Source organism: Mesorhizobium sp. WSM4846, assembly GCF_055811415.1.
Genome location: NZ_JBVVPZ010000024.1, coordinates 1 through 16698 on the forward strand (window position 1 = coordinate 1; position 16698 = coordinate 16698).

Here is a 16698-nt window from a genome sequence, read left to right on the forward strand (position 1 = left end):
GGGGGAGATGGCCGGCAGGCCAGAGGGGGGTGGCGTGGAGCGAACACCATGCAGAAATCTAAGTCCTACTTGCTCATCACCGACAGCCATTCGTCGACCCAGGCCTTGCGATTGGCGGCGACCTCTTCGGGGCTGAAAAGCAACGTCTTGGTCGGCTTGACGAGCTTGTCGAAAGCCGGATTGAGCGGCTTCTCGGTCTTGCCGGCCGGGAACATCCAGTTGGTCTCGGGAATGACATCCTGGAATTTCGGCCCGGTCATGAAAGTCAGGAACTGTTCCGCCAACGGGTTCTTCGCACCTGATTTGGTGATGCCGGCAACCTCGATCTGCAGATACGCGCCCTCCTCGAAGGACGCCGCCTGATAGCGTTGGGTGTTTTCGGCGACCATGTGATACGCCGGCGACGTGGTATAGGACAGCACCATCGGCGCCTCGCCCTTGGTGAACAGGCCGTAGGCCTCGCTCCAGCCCGGCGTCACGGTGAGCACCTTTGCCTTAAGCTTGGCCCAGGCTTCGGGCGCCTTGTCGCCATAAACCGACTTCACCCACAACAGCAGGCCGAGACCGGGCGTCGAGGTGCGCGGATCCTGAATGACGATCTTTTCATCGGCATTGCCCTCGACCAATTCCTTCAGGCTCTTCGGCGGCGTCTTCAGCTTTTCGGTGTCGTAGACGACGGCGAAATAACCATAGTCGAACGGCACGAAAATATCGTCGCTCCAGCCGCCCGGCACCTTGACGTCGATGACGGCACCATGCGGCGAAAACAGGCCGGTGGCCTTGGCTTCCGCCGTCAGATTGGTGTCGAGGCCGAGCACGATGTCGGCCTTGGTCGCGGCCCCTTCCAGCCTGACGCGGTTGAGCAGGGCGACGCCGTCGGCGACCGCGACGAATTCGAGAATACAGCCGCATTCGGCCTCGAACGCCTTCTTGACCGCCGGGCCTGGACCCCATTCGGCGGTGAAGCTCTCATAGGTATAGACGGTGAGTTTTTCCTGCGCGGATGCCGACCCGGTGCCGGCGAGAACGGTCGCCGCGAGCAGCACTGCCGAAACAAGTGTGTATAAAAACGTGCGCATCGGCGCCTCCTTCGTTGGCGTTGAAGGGAATTGAGGCGTCGGGTTGTCCGAAACGTCTAATCCCTCCGCCGGTACAAACCGGATCAGGTTCAGCGGGTTGGCAGGTTGCCTCTCAGCCGGTCCGCGAAGATCGCGTCCAGCACCCCGTTAGAGCGCTTCGACACATAGGCCCGGCCCATCTGCGGCGCAAGCGGAAGTTTGCCGGGCATCCAGACCGCGGCCTTCCGTTTCGCAAGCAGGGCTGGTAAGGGCCACGCATATGAGCAAATTCACCATCCTGCTTGGCGGCGACCTTATCCGCACGCCGCTGCTCGACCGCCAGGTCGAAGGCACGCGTGTCATCGCCGCCGACGCCGGCATCAGCCATGCCCGGACTCTGCGCCTGACGCCGGAACTCTGGGTCGGCGACTTCGATTCGGTGCCGGCGGATTTGCCGGACGAGCTCGCCGCCGTGCCGCGCCAGGTGTTTCCGGCAGAAAAGGACAAGACCGACGGCGAACTGGCTATCGCCGCCGCGCTCGAACGCGGCGCGACCAGCCTCGTGCTCGCCGGCGCGTTCGGCGGCAAGCGCACCGACCACGCCTTCCTGCACCTGGCGCTCGGCGTCCGGCTGGCCGAGGCAGGGACAGAGGTGCTTTTGACCAGTGGCGCACAGGAAGGCGTGCCCTTGCTTCCCGGAAAGGCCGGCTTCGACTACGCCGACAGCACGCTGTTTTCGATTCTCGGCTTCTCCGACCTTGCCGGTCTGACCGTGACCGGTGCCAAATGGCCGCTGAACCATGTCGAGGTGGCGTTCGGCTCGTCGCTGACCATTTCCAACGAGGTCAAGGGCCGGCTCGAAGTCGCGCTGGGCAGCGGCCGCGCGCTGTTGCTCGCCCATCCATTCCCCCTACCTAAAAGCTGACATGGCGCCGCCGCTTCTCAATCTCGACGGGATAAAACTGACCTTCGGTGGCACGCCGCTGCTCGACGGGACGGAACTGACGGCGTCGGCGGGCGACAAGATCGCTCTGGTCGGTCGCAACGGCTCTGGCAAGTCGACGTTGCTGAAGATCGCTGCGGGATTGATCGAGCCGCAGGATGGCGAGGTGTTCCGCCAGCCTTCGGCAACAGTGCGCTACCTGCCGCAAATGCCCGACATGGATGGTTTCGCCAGCGTCCGCGCCTATGTCGAGGCGGGGCTCGGACCCGCCGACGATCCCTACCGCGCCACCTATCTGATGGAGCATCTCGGCCTGTCCGGCGAGGAACGGCCGAACGATCTCTCCGGCGGCGAAGCCCGCCGTGCTGCCCTGGCCCGCGTCATGGCGCCGGAGCCCGACATTCTCCTCCTCGATGAGCCGACCAACCATCTCGACCTGTCGGTCATCGAATGGCTGGAGGAGGAACTCGCCCGCACCTCTTCGGCGCTGATCGTCATCTCGCACGACCGCCGCTTCCTCGACCGCGTGTCGCGCGCCACCGTCTGGCTCGATCGTGGCCAGACCCGCAGGCTGGACAAGGGTTTTGGCCATTTCGAGGAATGGCGCGACACCGTGCTGGAAGAAGAAGAGCGCGAGCAGCACAAGCTTGGCCGCCAGATCGTGCGCGAGGAGCACTGGTTGCGCTATGGCGTGACGGCAAGGCGCAAGCGCAACATGCGCCGGCTCGGCGAACTGCAGACCATGCGACAGCGCTTTCGTGGCCATCGCGGCGCCGAGGGTGCGGCGACCATGGTGGCCAGCGACGCCGCCGAATCCGGCAAGCTGGTGATCGAGGCCAGGAACATCGACAAGAGCTTTGGCGACCTCACCGTGGTCAGGGGTTTCTCGACCCGCATCCAGCGCGGTGACCGCGTCGGCCTGGTCGGCCCGAACGGCGCCGGAAAGACGACGCTGCTGAAGATGCTGACCGGCGAATTGAAGCCGGACTCAGGCACGGTGCGACTCGGCACCAATTTGGAGATCGCCACGCTCGACCAGAAACGCGAGGCAGTCGACCCGCAAGAGACGCTGGCGCAGTATCTCACCGACGGCCGCGGCGAGAACCTTGTCATCAACGGCGAGCAGCGCCACGTCGTCTCCTACATGAAGGACTTCCTGTTCAAGCCGGAACAGGCGCGCACCCCGGTGCGCGAGCTTTCGGGCGGCGAGCGGGCGCGGCTGCTGCTCGCCCGTGTGCTGGCACGGCCGGCAAATCTTTTGGTGCTGGACGAGCCGACCAACGATCTCGACATGGAGACGCTGGAACTGCTGCAGGAACTGGTCGCCGGTTTTGCCGGCACCGTCATCCTGGTCAGCCACGACCGCGATTTCCTCGACCGCACGGTGACCAGCCTGATCGCGCCGGAAGGCGGCGGCCGCTGGATCGAATATGCCGGCGGCTATTCCGACATGCTGGCGCAGCGCGGCGGCACCAAGCTGGACGACCGCAAGGCACGGCCGAAGGCCGAGACGAGTGAAGTGGCGGCGGCAGCCCGGACCGAGGCAACTGCGCCGAAGGGCCCGGCGAAAAAACTGTCGTTCAAGCAGAAATTCGCGCTGGAATCGCTGCCAAAGAAGATCGACGCGGTGACCGCCTCGATATCACGGCTGGAGGACAATATCGCCGACCCCGCCTATTACGAGCGCGACCCGGCCTCATTCCAGAAGACCATCGCCGCGCTCGACAAGGAGCGCGCCACGCTGGCAGCGCTCGAGGAGGAATGGCTGGAACTTGAAATGCTGCGCGAGGAGATGGAGGGGTAGACGCTTCGCCGTTGCTCCACCACGACAATGCGCATACATTATGCGCATTCTGCGGAGGTTATCATGCGAAAGATAGCTATGAATGCGGTTCGTCAGCCGGCAAATCTGTCGATCGACTCAAAGCTCATGAAGGAAGCCAAGGGACTCGATGTGAATGTCTCGCGCGCCGCCGAAGCCGGTATCGCAGAGGCGGTGGCTGCCGAAAAAGCCCGACTATGGAAACTTGAGAATCGCGCCACAATAGAAGCGTGGAACGAATACGTCGAAAAGCACGGTATTCCGTTGGAAGAACATCGGCAGTTCTGATGGCACGCTATGATGTCTTCGCGGGTCGGGTCGAAGGCAGCTATTTGCTGGACGTCCAATCCGACCTGCTCGACGATTTTAAAACACGGGTGGTGATCCCGCTGCTTCCGACAACAATGACGCCGCCGCCTATGCGAAAGCTCCATCCCCTCGTCGAGATCAATGGGCGAAAATTGGTTGTGGCCACCCATCTGATCGCCACGGTTCCGGCCAAGGAATTGGGCGAAAGTCGACTGAATATCTCCAGGCATCACGACGACATCGTGGCCGCGCTCGACATGCTGTTCCAGGGCTTCTGAGCCGAAGGGAGGCTGGTGAGCCGGCCTCAGCCCGCCTCTTTTGTTTGCCAGGCCTTCAGCGCCTCGTCGAACACCTTCTCGCCGGGAATGCCCTTTTCCATGGTAAGCAGCGCCCGCCGTCCGGTCTTGTAGACGACCGGCACGTCGATCCATTTCTGGCCCCGCAGCAGGGTCAGATTGGCGTCTTCGTCCGGCTTTGTGTCGTTGAGAGCGACCAGGAAGAAGCCGTCGGCGATCTTGGCCGGGATGCCGATCAGCGGACTGCCGGCATCCTGTTCAGAGCCCTTCATGGCGACGCGCAGGATGTTGTCGACACCGCCGCCGTCGAAACCGTCGGGCGTCAGGAAAATCATCTCGATGATGTGGCTGGCCGGCAGCGTCTGGTCGGTGTTGCGGCGGATGGTCATGCGCAACTGCACGTCCTTGCCCGGAATGCTCGCCTCGGCGCGGATTGCCGGCTCGGGCGGCAGATTGCCGCCGGGCGATTCCTGCACCAGCGACCAGACGATGCTGCCGGGCTCGGCCGAGCCTTGCGCGGTGCTGGTGCGCTCCTCGTAGAAGATCGCCTTCTGGCCGACCGCCAGCGCGGTTTCCGCAGGCGCGGCTGTCGGTGCAGCACCCGGCGCGGCACCCGGGGCCGGCGCTGCCGGCGCGGCTGCGCTATCGGTCGGCGCCGCAGGCGCCAGCGTGGCGCCATCGGCAGGCGGTGTTGCGGGAGCCGCGCCCGGTGCGGGCACATTCGTGGCTGGCGTGCCGGCAGGCGCTGCAGGCGCAGGTGCGGCCGGCGGCGGCGTGGTCAGTGCTGCGACGGATTCGCCCTCTCCGATGCCGCCTTGTCCTGAAGCGGGGCCGGGATCGACCTCACCGCCCTCCGGTGTCAGCCGCTGGGTGAACTTTGTGCCCTCGGCATCGGCTGGAGCCGCTGCGGCCGGGGGCCTTGCCGCGGCATCGGTAGCCGGCCGCTCGGCCGGGCTCGGCTTCACCAGCGGTTCTACGGTTGCGACCGTCGTGCTGTTGAGACCCAGCATGTTGCTGAATGCGTCCTTGTTCAGCCAGATGCCGTAGCCGCCGCCGGCGATGACGAGCAAGACGACGACAGCGGCGATCAGCCCGCCATAGCTGCGCCTGCGCTCGGCAGGATGCTGAAAAGTGTCCGGCGCCGGCTCCTCGTCGTTGGGGAAGACATCGTCTCTAAAGCTATCGCCGTTCTCGTACGCCGCTGGAAGATCCGCGTCCGAAGTCTCCGCATCGGTGCCCTCTGGAGGCGGTTTTTGCCAATTCAGCGAGGCGTTGGCGGCAGGTGCCGGCTGCCATTCCGGCTCGGTCTTGGCCGGCTGCCATGCCGGCTCGGCCTTTGCCGGCTGTCGGACATGGCTGGGTTGGTTCTTGTTGCGGTCGATGGAGGAGAAGATGTCCTCCAACTCCGACAGCGGATCGGATACCGGCGCAGGCTTGGCGTAGCCCCGCTCGACGATGGCGATGGCATCTTCCAGAGTGCGCTTATGCTGGGCAACGACCGACGGCGCCAGCGGCGGTATGTTCTTCGCAAGCTTGTCCGCGATTGTCGAACGGGCCTTGTCATAGAGCCTGGCGCGTATCTCCGGCGTCGGATTTCCAAGGCCGTCGAGCGTCTTTTTCAGAGCACCAACAAAATCTGCCATGCTTCAGTCGACCTGCATTTCGTTTCTGGGCCGGCCCCCGCAAATCGGCCGCGATGCCCGGAACAGCTTGGAATCTAGTCTTGAAACGGGTCGGTCACAAGTATTGTGTCGTCCCGTTCAGGGCTGGTGGAAAGGAGTGCGACCGGCGCGCCGATCAGTTCCTCGATGTGACGGACATATTTGACTGCCTGGGCCGGCAGATCGTTCCAGCTTCTGGCGCCGGCGCTGGTGCCTTTCCAGCCCTCCAGCGTCTCGTAGACCGGTTCGACGCGCGCCTGCGCACCCTGGCTGGCCGGCAGATAGTCGATCGCCTCGCCATCGAGGCGGTAGCCGGTGCAGACCTTGATCTCGTCCAGCCCGTCGAGCACGTCGAGCTTGGTCAGGGCGATGCCCTTGATGCCGTTTACGGCGACGGCTTGGCGAACCAGCACGGCATCGAACCAGCCGCAGCGGCGCTTGCGGCCGGTGACGACGCCGAACTCGTGGCCGCGAGTGCCCAGGAACTCGCCGATCTCGTTCTTCTGTTCGGTCGGGAACGGACCTTCGCCGACACGTGTCGTATAGGCCTTGGTGATGCCGAGCACATAACCGATGGCACCCGGGCCGACGCCGGATCCGGCGGCCGCTTGACCAGCCACCGTGTTGGACGAGGTGACGAACGGATAGGTGCCGTGGTCGATGTCGAGCAGCGTGCCCTGCGCGCCCTCGAACAGGATGCGTTCGCCGGCGCGGCGCTTGTCGTCGAGGATCTTCCAGACGCGGTCCATATAGGGCAGGATCTCGTCGGCGACCGAAATCAGCTCACTCATGATTGCGTCATGCGTGACTTCGGCGTGGCCGAGCCCGCGGCGTAGCGCATTGTGATGCGTCAGCAGCCTGTCGACCTTCAAGGGCAGCGTTTCCAAATCCGCCAAATCCATCACCCTGACCGCGCGCCGGCCCACCTTATCTTCATAAGCGGGGCCGATGCCGCGACGGGTCGTGCCGATTTTCGTTCCGGAATTGGAGGCGGCGTCTTCGCGGAATCCGTCCAGCTCCCGGTGCAAGGACAGGATAAGCGCGGTGTTTTCGGCTATTTTCAGGCGCTCCGGCGTGACCTCGACGCCTTGCGCCTGCAATTTCGCCACTTCCGCGACGAAGGCATGCGGATCGAAGACGACGCCATTACCGATGATGGACAGCTTGCCTTGACGCACCACGCCGGACGGCAGCAGCGACAGCTTGTAGACCTTGCCGTCGACGACCAGCGTATGGCCGGCATTGTGGCCGCCCTGGAAACGCACGACGACGTCGGCGCGTTCCGACAGCCAGTCAACGATCTTCCCTTTGCCCTCGTCGCCCCATTGCGAGCCGACGACCACCACATTGGCCATGTTTCTTTTCCCCTGAGGCGCCGCTCCGAGCGGCTTGAATGGTTCGAAACGACAGGCTTCTATCGCATCGGCCAGAAAATCGGAATCGATTTTCGGAAAGCACGACGCGAACATTCAAAGCCTTGAGACGCGTACTTTGTGCGTCCAGGTGGACGTACGTCGTTCTATAACGTCAACACCTGGCGAGCGCGACCATTCTTTGCCGCCGAAACCGCCCTCAGGCACAACAATTTTCGCCTTTGACATCATTTACTTGGGCGAACCACCACAATAGGTCGGCAATGACCCTGCCCACCCCAGCTGGAATTTCGCGATGCATCGAACCGCCTATCTGTTCCTGCTGTTCACCACCTTGCTGTGGGGCGGCAACTCCGTGGCCGGCAAGCTGGCAGTCGACCATATTTCGCCGATGACGCTGGTCTTCCTGCGCTGGGTCCTGGCCGTTCTGATCATGCTGCCGATCGGCTGGCGAACGCTGCGCGAGGACTGGCCGGTGGTGCGCAGGCATTGGTTGCTGCTTGGCGGGCTCGGCGCTTGCGGCTTCACCTTTTTCAACGCGATCTTCTACACGGCTCTCAACTACACGACGGCGATCAACGTCTCGATCGAGCAGGCGGCGATACCGATCGTGATCATCCTCGCCAATTTCGTGCTGTTTCGCCTGCGTGTGAACCGGGTGCAGATCGCCGGCGTCGTGCTGACGATCATTGGCGTCGCCCTGACCGCCAGCCACGGCGATCTGCGCCAGCTTCTCAAGCTGGACCTCAACTTCGGCGACGCCATCATGCTGATCGCGGTGCTTTGCTACAGCTTCTACTCGGTCGGGTTGCGGCTGAAGCCGGCCATACGCTGGCAAAGCCTGATGCTGGCACTGTCGATTGCCGCACTGGTGACCTCGCTGCCTTTCTTGCTGTGGGAGGTGGCTGCCGGCAAGGTCATCATCCCCGATGCGCGCGGCTGGGCGATAGCGTTCTACACTGCGATCGGCGCTTCGGTCGTCTCGCAGATCCTTTATATCAGGGGCAACGAACTGATCGGCGCCAACCGGGCCGGCCTGTTCATCAACCTGGTGCCGATCTTCGGCACGCTGCTGTCGGTGCTGATCGTCGGTGAGACATTCCAGCTCTATCAGGGCGTGGCCCTCGTGCTGGTGCTCGGCGGCATCAGCCTGGCCGAATACAGCGGACGTAAAATGGCGATTTGACAGCCGGATCTTGTAACGGCCGTCAAAAAACTATGTCGATATTTCGACGCCGTTGTCGAAACGCCCCGTGGGCTTACAAAGTCCGCGGGGCGCTCGCGCATGATTCAGGCGACGCCGACGTCGAAATGCAGCCGCTTGGCGGAGTCGATCGACTTGTGCGCCCGCACCTGTTCCAGCACCTTCTCCGGGAACGGCGCATCGAGATAGAGCAGCGCGATGGCATCGCCGCCAGGCCGGTTGCGGCCGAGCTGGAAGTTGGCGATGTTGACGCCGTTCTCGCCGCAGACCGTGCCGAGCAGGCCGATGATGCCGGGCGCGTCGGCATTCGTCGTGTACAGCATGTGCTGACCGACCTCGGCGTCGAGGTTGATGCCCTTGATCTGGATGAAGCGCGGCTTGCCGTCCGAGAAGCAGGTGCCGGCGATCGCACGCGTCTTGTGCTCCGTCTTGACCGTCAGCTTGATATAGCCGTCGAACACGCCCGATTTGTCGCGCTTGACCTCGGCGACGATGATGCCGCGCTCCTTAACCATGATCGGCGCCGAAACCATGTTGACGTCGGAGACCTGCGGCCGGATCAGCCCGGCAAGTGTGGCGCTGATCAGCGCGCGCGTGTTCATCGTCGCGGTCGAGCCGTCGAACAGGATCTCGACCTCCTTGATCGGATCCTCGGTGACCTGGCCGACAAAGGCGCCGAGCACTTCGGCCAGCTTGACGAAAGGTTTTAAGCGCGGCGCTTCCTCGGCGGTGATCGACGGCATGTTGATGGCGTTGGAAACGGCGCCCTTGATCAGGTAGTCGGCCATCTGCTCGGCGACCTGCAGAGCGACATTCTCCTGCGCCTCCATCGTCGATGCGCCGAGATGCGGCGTCGCCACCACATTCTCCATGCCGAACAGCTCGCTTTTCTCCGCCGGCTCGACCTCGAACACGTCGATGCCGGCGCCTGCCACCTTGCCGCTTTTCAACGCCGCGATCAGGTCGGCCTCGACGATCAGCCCGCCACGGGCGCAGTTGATGATGCGCACGCCGGTCTTCATTTTGGCGATCGCCGCAGCGTCGATGATGTTGCGCGTCTTGTCGGTCAAGGGCGTGTGCAGGGTGATGAAATCGGCGCGGGCGAACAGCTCGTCGAGTTCCACCTTCTCGACGCCGAGCTCCTCGGCGCGGCTGTCCGACAGGAACGGATCGAAGGCGATGACGTGCATCTTCAGGCCAACGCCGCGCGTAGCGACGATCGAGCCGATATTGCCGCAGCCGATGATGCCCAGCGTCTTGCCGGTGATCTCGGTGCCCATGAAGCGGTTCTTTTCCCACTTGCCGGCATGGGTCGAGGCATTGGCTTCCGGTATCTGGCGGGCCAGCGCGAAGATCATGGCGACGGCATGCTCGGCGGTGGTGATCGAATTGCCGAAGGGCGTGTTCATCACGATGATGCCCTTGCGGCTCGCCGTCGGGATGTCGACATTGTCGACGCCGATGCCGGCGCGGCCGACCACCTTGAGCCTTGTGGCGGCGTCGATCAGCTTTTCGGTGACTTTGGTCGCCGAACGGATGGCGAGGCCGTCATACTGGCCGATCACTTCGAGCAGCTTTTCCTTGTCCTTGCCGAGATCGGGCAGGTAGTCGACCTCGATGCCGCGATCCCTGAAGATCTGCACGGCGGTGGTGGAGAGTTTGTCTGAGACGAGAACGCGGGGCATGGGCTTCATCCTTTGCGATTGGCGCCCCTCCCCTGACGGGAGGTTGGCGCGAAGTGCCGGGGTGGGGTGGCTGCGGCCGGGCGTGGCCGAAATCTTTTTCTTCTGGACGGCGGACCGTTGAGTTGGGTGGAGGCGACCCCACCCGGCCCTTCGGGCCACCCTCCCCTCGAAGGGGAGGGATCAGGCGGCCGCCTTGAGCGACGCCTTTTGCGCGGCAAAGGCCCAGTCGAGCCACGGCAGCAGCGCTTCGAGGTCGGAAGTCTCGACGGTCGCCCCGCACCAAATGCGCAGGCCCGGCGGCGCATCGCGATAGGCGCCGATATCGTAGGCGACGCCTTCCTTGTCGAGCGCCGAGACGATGCCCTTGGCGAACGCCGCTTGTCCGTCGGCATCGAGCGCGGCGACGTCCGGGTCGGTGAAGGAAAGACAGACGGACGTGTTCGATCGCGTCGCCGGGTCGGTGGCCAGATGGCCGAGCCAGGCGGATTTACCGACGAAACCGTCGATAATGGCGGCATTGGCGTCGGCGCGGGCAATCAATGCGTCGAGGCCGCCGATCGACTTCGCCCAACGCAGTGCGTCGAGATAATCCTCGACGCACAGCATCGACGGCGTGTTGATGGTTTCGCCCTTGAAAATGCCTTCGATGAGCTTGCCGCCCGAGGTGAGGCGAAAGATTTTCGGCAGCGGCCAGCCAGGCTTGTAGCTTTCCAGCCGCTCGACGGCGCGTGGGCTGAGGATCAGCATGCCATGCGCACCTTCGCCGCCCAGCACCTTCTGCCAGGAGAAGGTGACGACGTCGAGCTTGCCAAAATCGAGCTCTTGCGCAAAGGCCGCCGACGTGGCGTCGCAGATGGTCAGGCCCTTGCGGGCGGCCGGGATGAAATCGCCGTTCGGCACGCGCACGCCTGAGGTCGTGCCGTTCCAGGTGAAGACCACGTCGCGGTCGAAATCGATTTTTGTCAGATCCGGCAACGCACCGTAGCCGGCTTCGATCCTGCGCACGTCGGCGAGCTTCAGCTGCTTGACCACATCGGTGACCCAGCCGGAACCGAAACTCTCCCAGGCGACCATGTCGACGCCGCGTTCGCCGAGCAGCGACCACAGCGCCATCTCGACCGCGCCGGTGTCCGACGCCGGCACGATGCCGATGCGATAATCCGCCGGAATTTGGAGAATTTCCCGCGTCAGCTCGATCGCCTGCTCGAGCTTGGTCTTGCCGATCTTGGCGCGGTGCGAGCGTCCGAGCGCGGCATTGGCCAGCGCCTCGACTGACCAGCCGGGGCGTTTTGCACAGGGACCTGAGGAAAAATTGGGATTTGCCGGGCGCAGTCCGGGCTTCGTATGGATCGTCATCGTGGTCTATCCTTCCAGATAGTGGCCCCTCGTTGGGGAGGGGTGGCCCACGGACGGCGATATGCGTTCAGGCTTCCGGCGTCAAGAGGAAAGTTTTTGTCGCTGACGGGATACTGGTCGCATCCCAGACCAAAAACAGAACGGCGGACCGAAGTCCGCCGCTGGCATTCCCGAGGCTTTCGCCGTGCCTACCAGAGATCGTAGCGCAGCCCGACCTTGACCTGATGATTGCTGATCCCTTTGTCGATCGGATAGGAATCCAAATCCTGTGCGGTGGTATATTCGGCGTCGGGTGCGGAAAAATATTGATAGCCCAGATCGACTGAAAGGTTCTTGGACACCTGGTAGGCAAGGCCGGCGTTCAGCGTATAGGCGAAAGAGTAATGGGTCTCGTTGTCATCGCGGACGAAATCGTCGGCGGGGTTGGCGTTGTCTGTGAAGTAGTCCGCCGAGAGGCGCCGCCTGGTCTGGACAATACCGATACCGGCGCCGAGATAGGGTGTGATCCCGACATAGGTGCCAAGATCGACATAGCCGTTGAGCATGCCCGAGAACGCGTAGGTCTCCAGGTCCGCCGATGCCACGGTCGTTCCGTTGTCATAGCTGACGCTGATCTCGTTGCCGGGCAGATAGCCGAGATTGAGATCGGCGCGCAGATAGTCGTTAAAATGGTAGCCGAAGCCGATGCTGGCGAAGATGTGATCCTCTTCTTCGTCGAAGTTCGCTGGCGCGAAGGCGAAGTCCTCATTGTCGAAGCTCTTCTGCACCAGATAGGAGACATCGCCGCGCAGATACCATCCCGAACCGACTTCGACCGGCACATAGTCCGGCGCCTGGTCGACATAGATCGGCGGATCGTAGTCGGCGCCAAGCGCTTGAGGCAGCGGCATTAGGGCGATTGCTGCAAGCGCCAGCGCTACGCGCGATTTGACTGTCATGATAGCCGGCTCCCGAACTTGGCGCCTTTCGCGTCCGCGAGCGCCGTTTCAGGGCATTGTTAACCATAGTGGTTAAGTGGCGGTTAAGGATAACAGCGCGTTAGCGAATTGATTTTGATGCGCGTTCCGCCACAACGAAAAAAACCGCCCGGCTTTTGCCGGGCGGCCCGCAAACCTGCTCTCGAAGCGATCACTTGGTGTAGACCGGTTCGGGTTCGTAGGCGATCGGCGTTGGCTGGGCGCAGTCCGAGTTGCCGAACTGATAGCGCAGGCCGCCGCGCACTTCGTGCACATTGATACCCTCGTCATGGCCAGGACCGACATTGCTGGCGAAGTTGAACATCTTACCGCCTTCGATACGGCTGTAACGGTAGCCGACATCGAGCTTGACCCGATCGGTCAGGCAGTAGGATGCGCCCGCCATGGCGGCATAGGCAAAACGCCAATCCTTGCCGCCATTGTGGGAGAATTCGCCGTCTTCAATGGTGTTGTGAAGCTTATCCCACTTGACCCAGGCGCCGCCAATGCCGGCGCCGACATAGGGCGTGATGCCGTGCCAGGTGCCGATATCGACATAGGCGTTGGCGAGCAGCAGCAGCGCGGTATAGGACGAGGTGTCGGTCGAAGTACAGGGATCTCCATCGAGGCAGATGCCGGTGGTCGAGCCGCGGAATTCGGATTTGCTCATCCAGTCCGCGGTCAGGTCGGTGCGGAAATACTGGTTGATCTGGTAACCGACGCCGGCACCGGCCGAGAAGGCACCGTCCAGCTCGCCGCTGTCAAAGCGGCCGGTGCCTGGATCCGGCCCGTAGGTGATGTAGTCGGCGCCGCGAAACTCCGACCAGTGGTAGTCGATGTCGCCGCGAATGTACCAGCCGCCATATTCGACCGGCTGCTCGTAGACGGGCGGCGGCGGGGCCGGCTCGACCACGGGCGGCTCGACGAAGTCGGCGGCGAACACTGGTCCGGCCACGCCCGCGAGCAGCCCGGCAAAGACGGCCATTCTTGCTGTATTGAACATACTTGTCACCCCTGAGAACCCTCGGCACAGCGAACGCGTCCGAATCTGATTGGCTTCAGTCGTGGATAATGAATTGGAAAAGTTAAAACGCGTTTAACCCTATCGCTTAACCATGAATCTCTAGATCTTTCAGGATTTCGCGTCATTTCCCTGGATTAATTGGAATGCAACCCAATAAAAAAGCCCGCCCGGAGGCGGGCTTTCGAACTGGCAAAGCTGCAGGATCAGGCGGCGCTGCGGGTTTCCGAAATGACCCCGACAATGTCGTTGACGACGGCCTCGACCAGTTGCTGATCGTCGCCTTCCGCCATGACGCGGATGAGCGGTTCCGTGCCGGACGGCCGGATGACCAGACGGCCGGCCTGGCCCAGGCGGTGGCGTCCATCTTCGATCGCCGCCTTGACCGGGGCTTCCTCGAGCGGCTTGCCGCCGGAAATATGAACGTTCTTCAGCAATTGCGGCACCGGCGCGAACTTCTTCGACAGTTCGCTGACCGGTCGGTTCTGCCGCTTGATGCAGGCGAGCACCTGGAGCGCCGAGACGAGGCCGTCGCCGGTGGTGGAAAAATCGGACAGCACGATGTGGCCCGACTGTTCGCCGCCGACATTCAGGCCGTGCGCACGCATGTGCTCGACGACATAGCGGTCGCCGACCTTGGTGCGGTGCAACTGCAGGTTCATGTCGCCGAGGAAGCGTTCGAGGCCGAGATTGGACATCACCGTCGAGACGACGCCACCGCCGGCCAGCCGGCCGCTCTGATGCCAGGACTCGGCGATCAGCGCCATGATCTGGTCGCCATCCACGATCGCGCCATTCTCGTCGACGATGACGACGCGGTCGGCGTCGCCGTCGAGCGCGATGCCGATATCGGCGCGCACTTCGTGCACCTTCTTCTGCAGGCCGGCCGGATGGGTCGAGCCGCACTCCTTGTTGATGTTGAAGCCGTTGGGCTCGACATTGATGGCGACGACCTCGGCGCCGAGTTCCCACAGCGCCTCGGGCGCCACCTTGTAGGCAGCGCCATTGGCGCAATCGACGACGATGCGGAGGCCCGACAGCGACATCGACCGTGGCAGCGTGCGCTTGGCGAATTCGATGTAGCGGTCATGGACGCCGTCGACGCGCTTGGCGCGGCCGAGCCCGTCCGAATCGGCGAGCGCCAGGTCGATATCCTTGTCGAGCATGCCCTCGATGCGCTCCTCGATCTCGTCGGAGAGCTTGTAGCCATCGGGACCGAACAGCTTGATGCCGTTGTCGTAGTAGGGATTGTGCGAGGCCGAGATCATCACGCCGATGTCGGCGCGCAATGAGCGCACCAGCATGGCGACCGCGGGCGTCGGAATCGGGCCGAGCAGGAACACATCCATGCCGGCGGCGCACAGGCCCGATACCATCGCATTCTCGATCATGTAGCCGGAAAGTCTGGTGTCCTTGCCGAGCACGACGCGGTGACGATGGTTGCCGCGCTGGAACGAAAGGCCGGCGGCCATGCCGACCCTCATGGCGATCTCCGCCGTCATTGGAAATCTATTGGCGCGCCCGCGAATGCCGTCCGTTCCGAAATAACTTCCTGCCATGCTAGTCAGCTTCCCGATGGTTCATTGCCGGCACGTCATGCCACACATTGGCCCGAGCCCTATCATCACAATTCATGATTATAGGGCACCATTCCTTAGAAAACTGTTGTCTTGTGTGTTTTGTGTCACGTCAGTGCTTGGATTTTGCCTGCGCTGGTTGCGCCAGCAGCGTTCAGCACCTTCAGACCGCATCTGGATTCTTTCATGTGCCAATCAGCGACATCGAAGTCGGAACCCCCGTCGCGTTATTCTGGGCCGGGCATTCAGGTCCGCCGCACTGGCCGACCCGATCGGCCCGCCATGTGAGGCAGTTCCTGATACTGGTCCGCCCTATACAAGTTTTCCGTGCAAATGCGCGCGGGTAAATCGCCCGGCGAACGGAGGCCGGCACCCATTTCATAAAAATAATGCACTTTCCGACAGCTTTCACGCCATTTGGCCTCTGGCGCAACCATTCGTTGAGTGCTATTGCTTGCTTGGTACATAACGTGAACATCCAGAGGGAGAAGACACATGCTCATCCATCGACTTGCCACTTTGACGGGTCTTGCCGTCGTGACTTTATTCCTGGCGGTGCCCGCCAATGCGCTGACCATGGCTGAATGCAGCACCAAGTATAACGCGGCAAAGGACGCGGGAACACTTGGCGGGCAGAACTGGAACCAGTTCCGCAAGGCAGAATGCGGCACCGTTGCCGCCGCGACCGACGCCACGCCAGCCAAGCCGGACAGCACCAGCGCTGCACCTACCGATGCGGCCGCCGCAGCGACGACCAAGGCAGCGGCAACTGCCAATGCAGGCAACGGCCTCAGCAGGGCGGAGTGCGGCGCCAAATATCGGGCGGCCAAGACTGCCAACACGCTGAACGGCATGAAGTGGAACGACTTCCGCATGAGCCAGTGCGGTGCCAGCGGTTCCGACGACACCATGCCGGCAGCCGATCAGGCAAGCCTCACCAGCCAGCCGGAAAAGCCGACCGTCGCCGCTCCCCAGGGAGTGACGTTTCCGAAGGCGATCTCCACCAAGTATAGCAGCGAAACCCCGTCCAAGGCCCGCATGCACACTTGCCGCGACCAGTACCACGCCAACAAGGATGCCGGGACGCTGGGTGGCCTCAAGTGGATCCAGAACGGTGGCGGCTTCTACAGCCTGTGCAATGCCGCGCTGAAGAGCTGATCGACATTAGTATTCGAAGATAGCAAGGCCCGCGAAGGTTCGCGGGCCTTTTGCTGCTGGCGGTAGCGGACAGTCCTGCGGAGGATTGCGGCATCATTCCAGCTTGGGTTCCTCGCCCCCACGAGAGTGGGGGAGAGGTGGCTCGGCGAAGCCGAGACGGAGAGGGGAACTGCGCTCTACGACAGCCCCCTCTCCGGGGGGGGGGGGGGGGGCCCCCCCCCCCCCCCCCCGGGGGGGGGGGGGCGCCCGCGGGGGGGGGGGGGGGCGCGCGGGGCGCGG

General features: G+C 63.0%; 14 protein-coding genes and 1 riboswitch. Of the genes, 6 read left to right on the forward strand and 8 right to left on the reverse strand.

The window, feature by feature from the left end; all coding sequences use genetic code 11:
- Positions 1-65 precede the first annotated feature (65 nt).
- Positions 66-1079: a thiamine ABC transporter substrate binding subunit gene (thiB, locus tag AC0L15_RS19795; protein WP_287247083.1), complete on the reverse strand. Its 1014-nt coding sequence runs from the start codon at positions 1077-1079 to the stop codon at positions 66-68.
- Positions 1080-1122: 43 nt separating this feature from the next.
- Positions 1123-1236: riboswitch (TPP riboswitch) on the reverse strand.
- Between the two features lie 102 nt (positions 1237-1338).
- Between thiB and AC0L15_RS19800 the strand changes: the two genes are divergently transcribed.
- The 4 genes from AC0L15_RS19800 to AC0L15_RS19815 all read left to right on the forward strand — a co-directional run bounded on the left by AC0L15_RS19800 (position 1339) and on the right by AC0L15_RS19815 (position 4410).
- The gene (locus AC0L15_RS19800) at positions 1339-1983 is read left to right on the forward strand and encodes a thiamine diphosphokinase (protein ID WP_287247082.1); all 645 of its coding nucleotides are present in this window, start codon (positions 1339-1341) and stop codon (positions 1981-1983) included.
- A 1-nt stretch (position 1984) separates the two neighbouring features.
- Positions 1985-3805: an ABC-F family ATP-binding cassette domain-containing protein gene (locus AC0L15_RS19805; RefSeq protein WP_287247081.1), complete on the forward strand. Its 1821-nt coding sequence runs from the start codon at positions 1985-1987 to the stop codon at positions 3803-3805.
- 63 nt (positions 3806-3868) lie between these two features.
- Positions 3869-4111, forward strand: a complete 243-nt coding sequence (locus AC0L15_RS19810) for a type II toxin-antitoxin system CcdA family antitoxin (protein WP_091593381.1) — start codon at positions 3869-3871, stop codon at positions 4109-4111.
- Complete coding sequence (locus AC0L15_RS19815; RefSeq protein WP_023803907.1) at positions 4111-4410, forward strand: CcdB family protein; 300 nt, start codon at positions 4111-4113, stop codon at positions 4408-4410. The genes AC0L15_RS19810 and AC0L15_RS19815 overlap by 1 nt, the downstream gene beginning before the upstream one ends.
- 26 nt (positions 4411-4436) lie before the next feature.
- Here the strand turns inward: AC0L15_RS19815 and AC0L15_RS19820 are convergent, their stop codons facing one another.
- Positions 4437-6071, reverse strand: a complete 1635-nt coding sequence (locus tag AC0L15_RS19820; RefSeq protein ID WP_287247080.1) for a hypothetical protein — start codon at positions 6069-6071, stop codon at positions 4437-4439.
- Between the two features lie 74 nt (positions 6072-6145).
- Positions 6146-7444 (reverse strand): adenylosuccinate synthase, encoded by a 1299-nt coding sequence (locus tag AC0L15_RS19825; protein ID WP_254019532.1) that lies wholly within the window; start codon positions 7442-7444, stop codon positions 6146-6148.
- Between the two features lie 313 nt (positions 7445-7757).
- Between AC0L15_RS19825 and AC0L15_RS19830 the strand changes: the two genes are divergently transcribed.
- Entirely contained in the window at positions 7758-8648 is an 891-nt protein-coding gene (locus AC0L15_RS19830; protein ID WP_287068006.1) for a DMT family transporter, read from the forward strand.
- Positions 8649-8752: 104 nt separating this feature from the next.
- On the opposite strand, the gene serA is transcribed toward AC0L15_RS19830, so the two are convergent.
- The 5 genes from serA to glmM all read right to left on the reverse strand — a co-directional run bounded on the left by serA (position 8753) and on the right by glmM (position 15243).
- Positions 8753-10351: a phosphoglycerate dehydrogenase gene (serA, locus tag AC0L15_RS19835; RefSeq protein WP_287247079.1), complete on the reverse strand. Its 1599-nt coding sequence runs from the start codon at positions 10349-10351 to the stop codon at positions 8753-8755.
- A gap of 180 nt (positions 10352-10531) precedes the next feature.
- Positions 10532-11707: a phosphoserine transaminase gene (locus tag AC0L15_RS19840; RefSeq protein WP_091593393.1), complete on the reverse strand. Its 1176-nt coding sequence runs from the start codon at positions 11705-11707 to the stop codon at positions 10532-10534.
- 188 nt (positions 11708-11895) lie between these two features.
- On the reverse strand, positions 11896-12645 hold the full coding sequence (locus tag AC0L15_RS19845) for an outer membrane protein (protein ID WP_287240367.1): 750 nt from the start codon (positions 12643-12645) through the stop codon (positions 11896-11898).
- A 190-nt stretch (positions 12646-12835) separates the two neighbouring features.
- Positions 12836-13666, reverse strand: coding sequence for an outer membrane protein (locus tag AC0L15_RS19850; RefSeq protein WP_287240365.1), 831 nt, complete (start codon positions 13664-13666; stop codon positions 12836-12838).
- A gap of 224 nt (positions 13667-13890) precedes the next feature.
- Positions 13891-15243: a phosphoglucosamine mutase gene (gene glmM / locus AC0L15_RS19855; RefSeq protein WP_287247078.1), complete on the reverse strand. Its 1353-nt coding sequence runs from the start codon at positions 15241-15243 to the stop codon at positions 13891-13893.
- 513 nt (positions 15244-15756) lie between these two features.
- Here glmM and AC0L15_RS19860 point away from each other — a divergent pair.
- Positions 15757-16419 (forward strand): hypothetical protein, encoded by a 663-nt coding sequence (locus tag AC0L15_RS19860; RefSeq protein ID WP_287247077.1) that lies wholly within the window; start codon positions 15757-15759, stop codon positions 16417-16419.
- Positions 16420-16698: the final 279 nt, after the last annotated feature.

Bases quoted from the DNA above. Each gene is read 5' to 3' on its own strand.
- AC0L15_RS19810 (WP_091593381.1), top strand. From the start codon at position 3,869: ATGCGAAAGATAGCTATGAATGCGGTTCGTCAGCCGGCAAATCTGTCG.
- serA (WP_287247079.1), bottom strand. From the start codon at position 10,351: ATGCCCCGCGTTCTCGTCTCAGACAAACTCTCCACCACCGCCGTGCAG.
- AC0L15_RS19820 (WP_287247080.1), bottom strand. From the start codon at position 6,071: ATGGCAGATTTTGTTGGTGCTCTGAAAAAGACGCTCGACGGCCTTGGA.
- AC0L15_RS19850 (WP_287240365.1), bottom strand. From the start codon at position 13,666: ATGTTCAATACAGCAAGAATGGCCGTCTTTGCCGGGCTGCTCGCGGGC.
- AC0L15_RS19830 (WP_287068006.1), top strand. From the start codon at position 7,758: ATGCATCGAACCGCCTATCTGTTCCTGCTGTTCACCACCTTGCTGTGG.
- thiB (WP_287247083.1), bottom strand. From the start codon at position 1,079: ATGCGCACGTTTTTATACACACTTGTTTCGGCAGTGCTGCTCGCGGCG.
- AC0L15_RS19805 (WP_287247081.1), top strand. From the start codon at position 1,985: ATGGCGCCGCCGCTTCTCAATCTCGACGGGATAAAACTGACCTTCGGT.
- AC0L15_RS19815 (WP_023803907.1), top strand. From the start codon at position 4,111: ATGGCACGCTATGATGTCTTCGCGGGTCGGGTCGAAGGCAGCTATTTG.
- AC0L15_RS19860 (WP_287247077.1), top strand. From the start codon at position 15,757: ATGCTCATCCATCGACTTGCCACTTTGACGGGTCTTGCCGTCGTGACT.
- AC0L15_RS19800 (WP_287247082.1), top strand. From the start codon at position 1,339: ATGAGCAAATTCACCATCCTGCTTGGCGGCGACCTTATCCGCACGCCG.
- AC0L15_RS19825 (WP_254019532.1), bottom strand. From the start codon at position 7,444: ATGGCCAATGTGGTGGTCGTCGGCTCGCAATGGGGCGACGAGGGCAAA.
- AC0L15_RS19840 (WP_091593393.1), bottom strand. From the start codon at position 11,707: ATGACGATCCATACGAAGCCCGGACTGCGCCCGGCAAATCCCAATTTT.
- AC0L15_RS19845 (WP_287240367.1), bottom strand. From the start codon at position 12,645: ATGACAGTCAAATCGCGCGTAGCGCTGGCGCTTGCAGCAATCGCCCTA.
- glmM (WP_287247078.1), bottom strand. From the start codon at position 15,243: ATGGCAGGAAGTTATTTCGGAACGGACGGCATTCGCGGGCGCGCCAAT.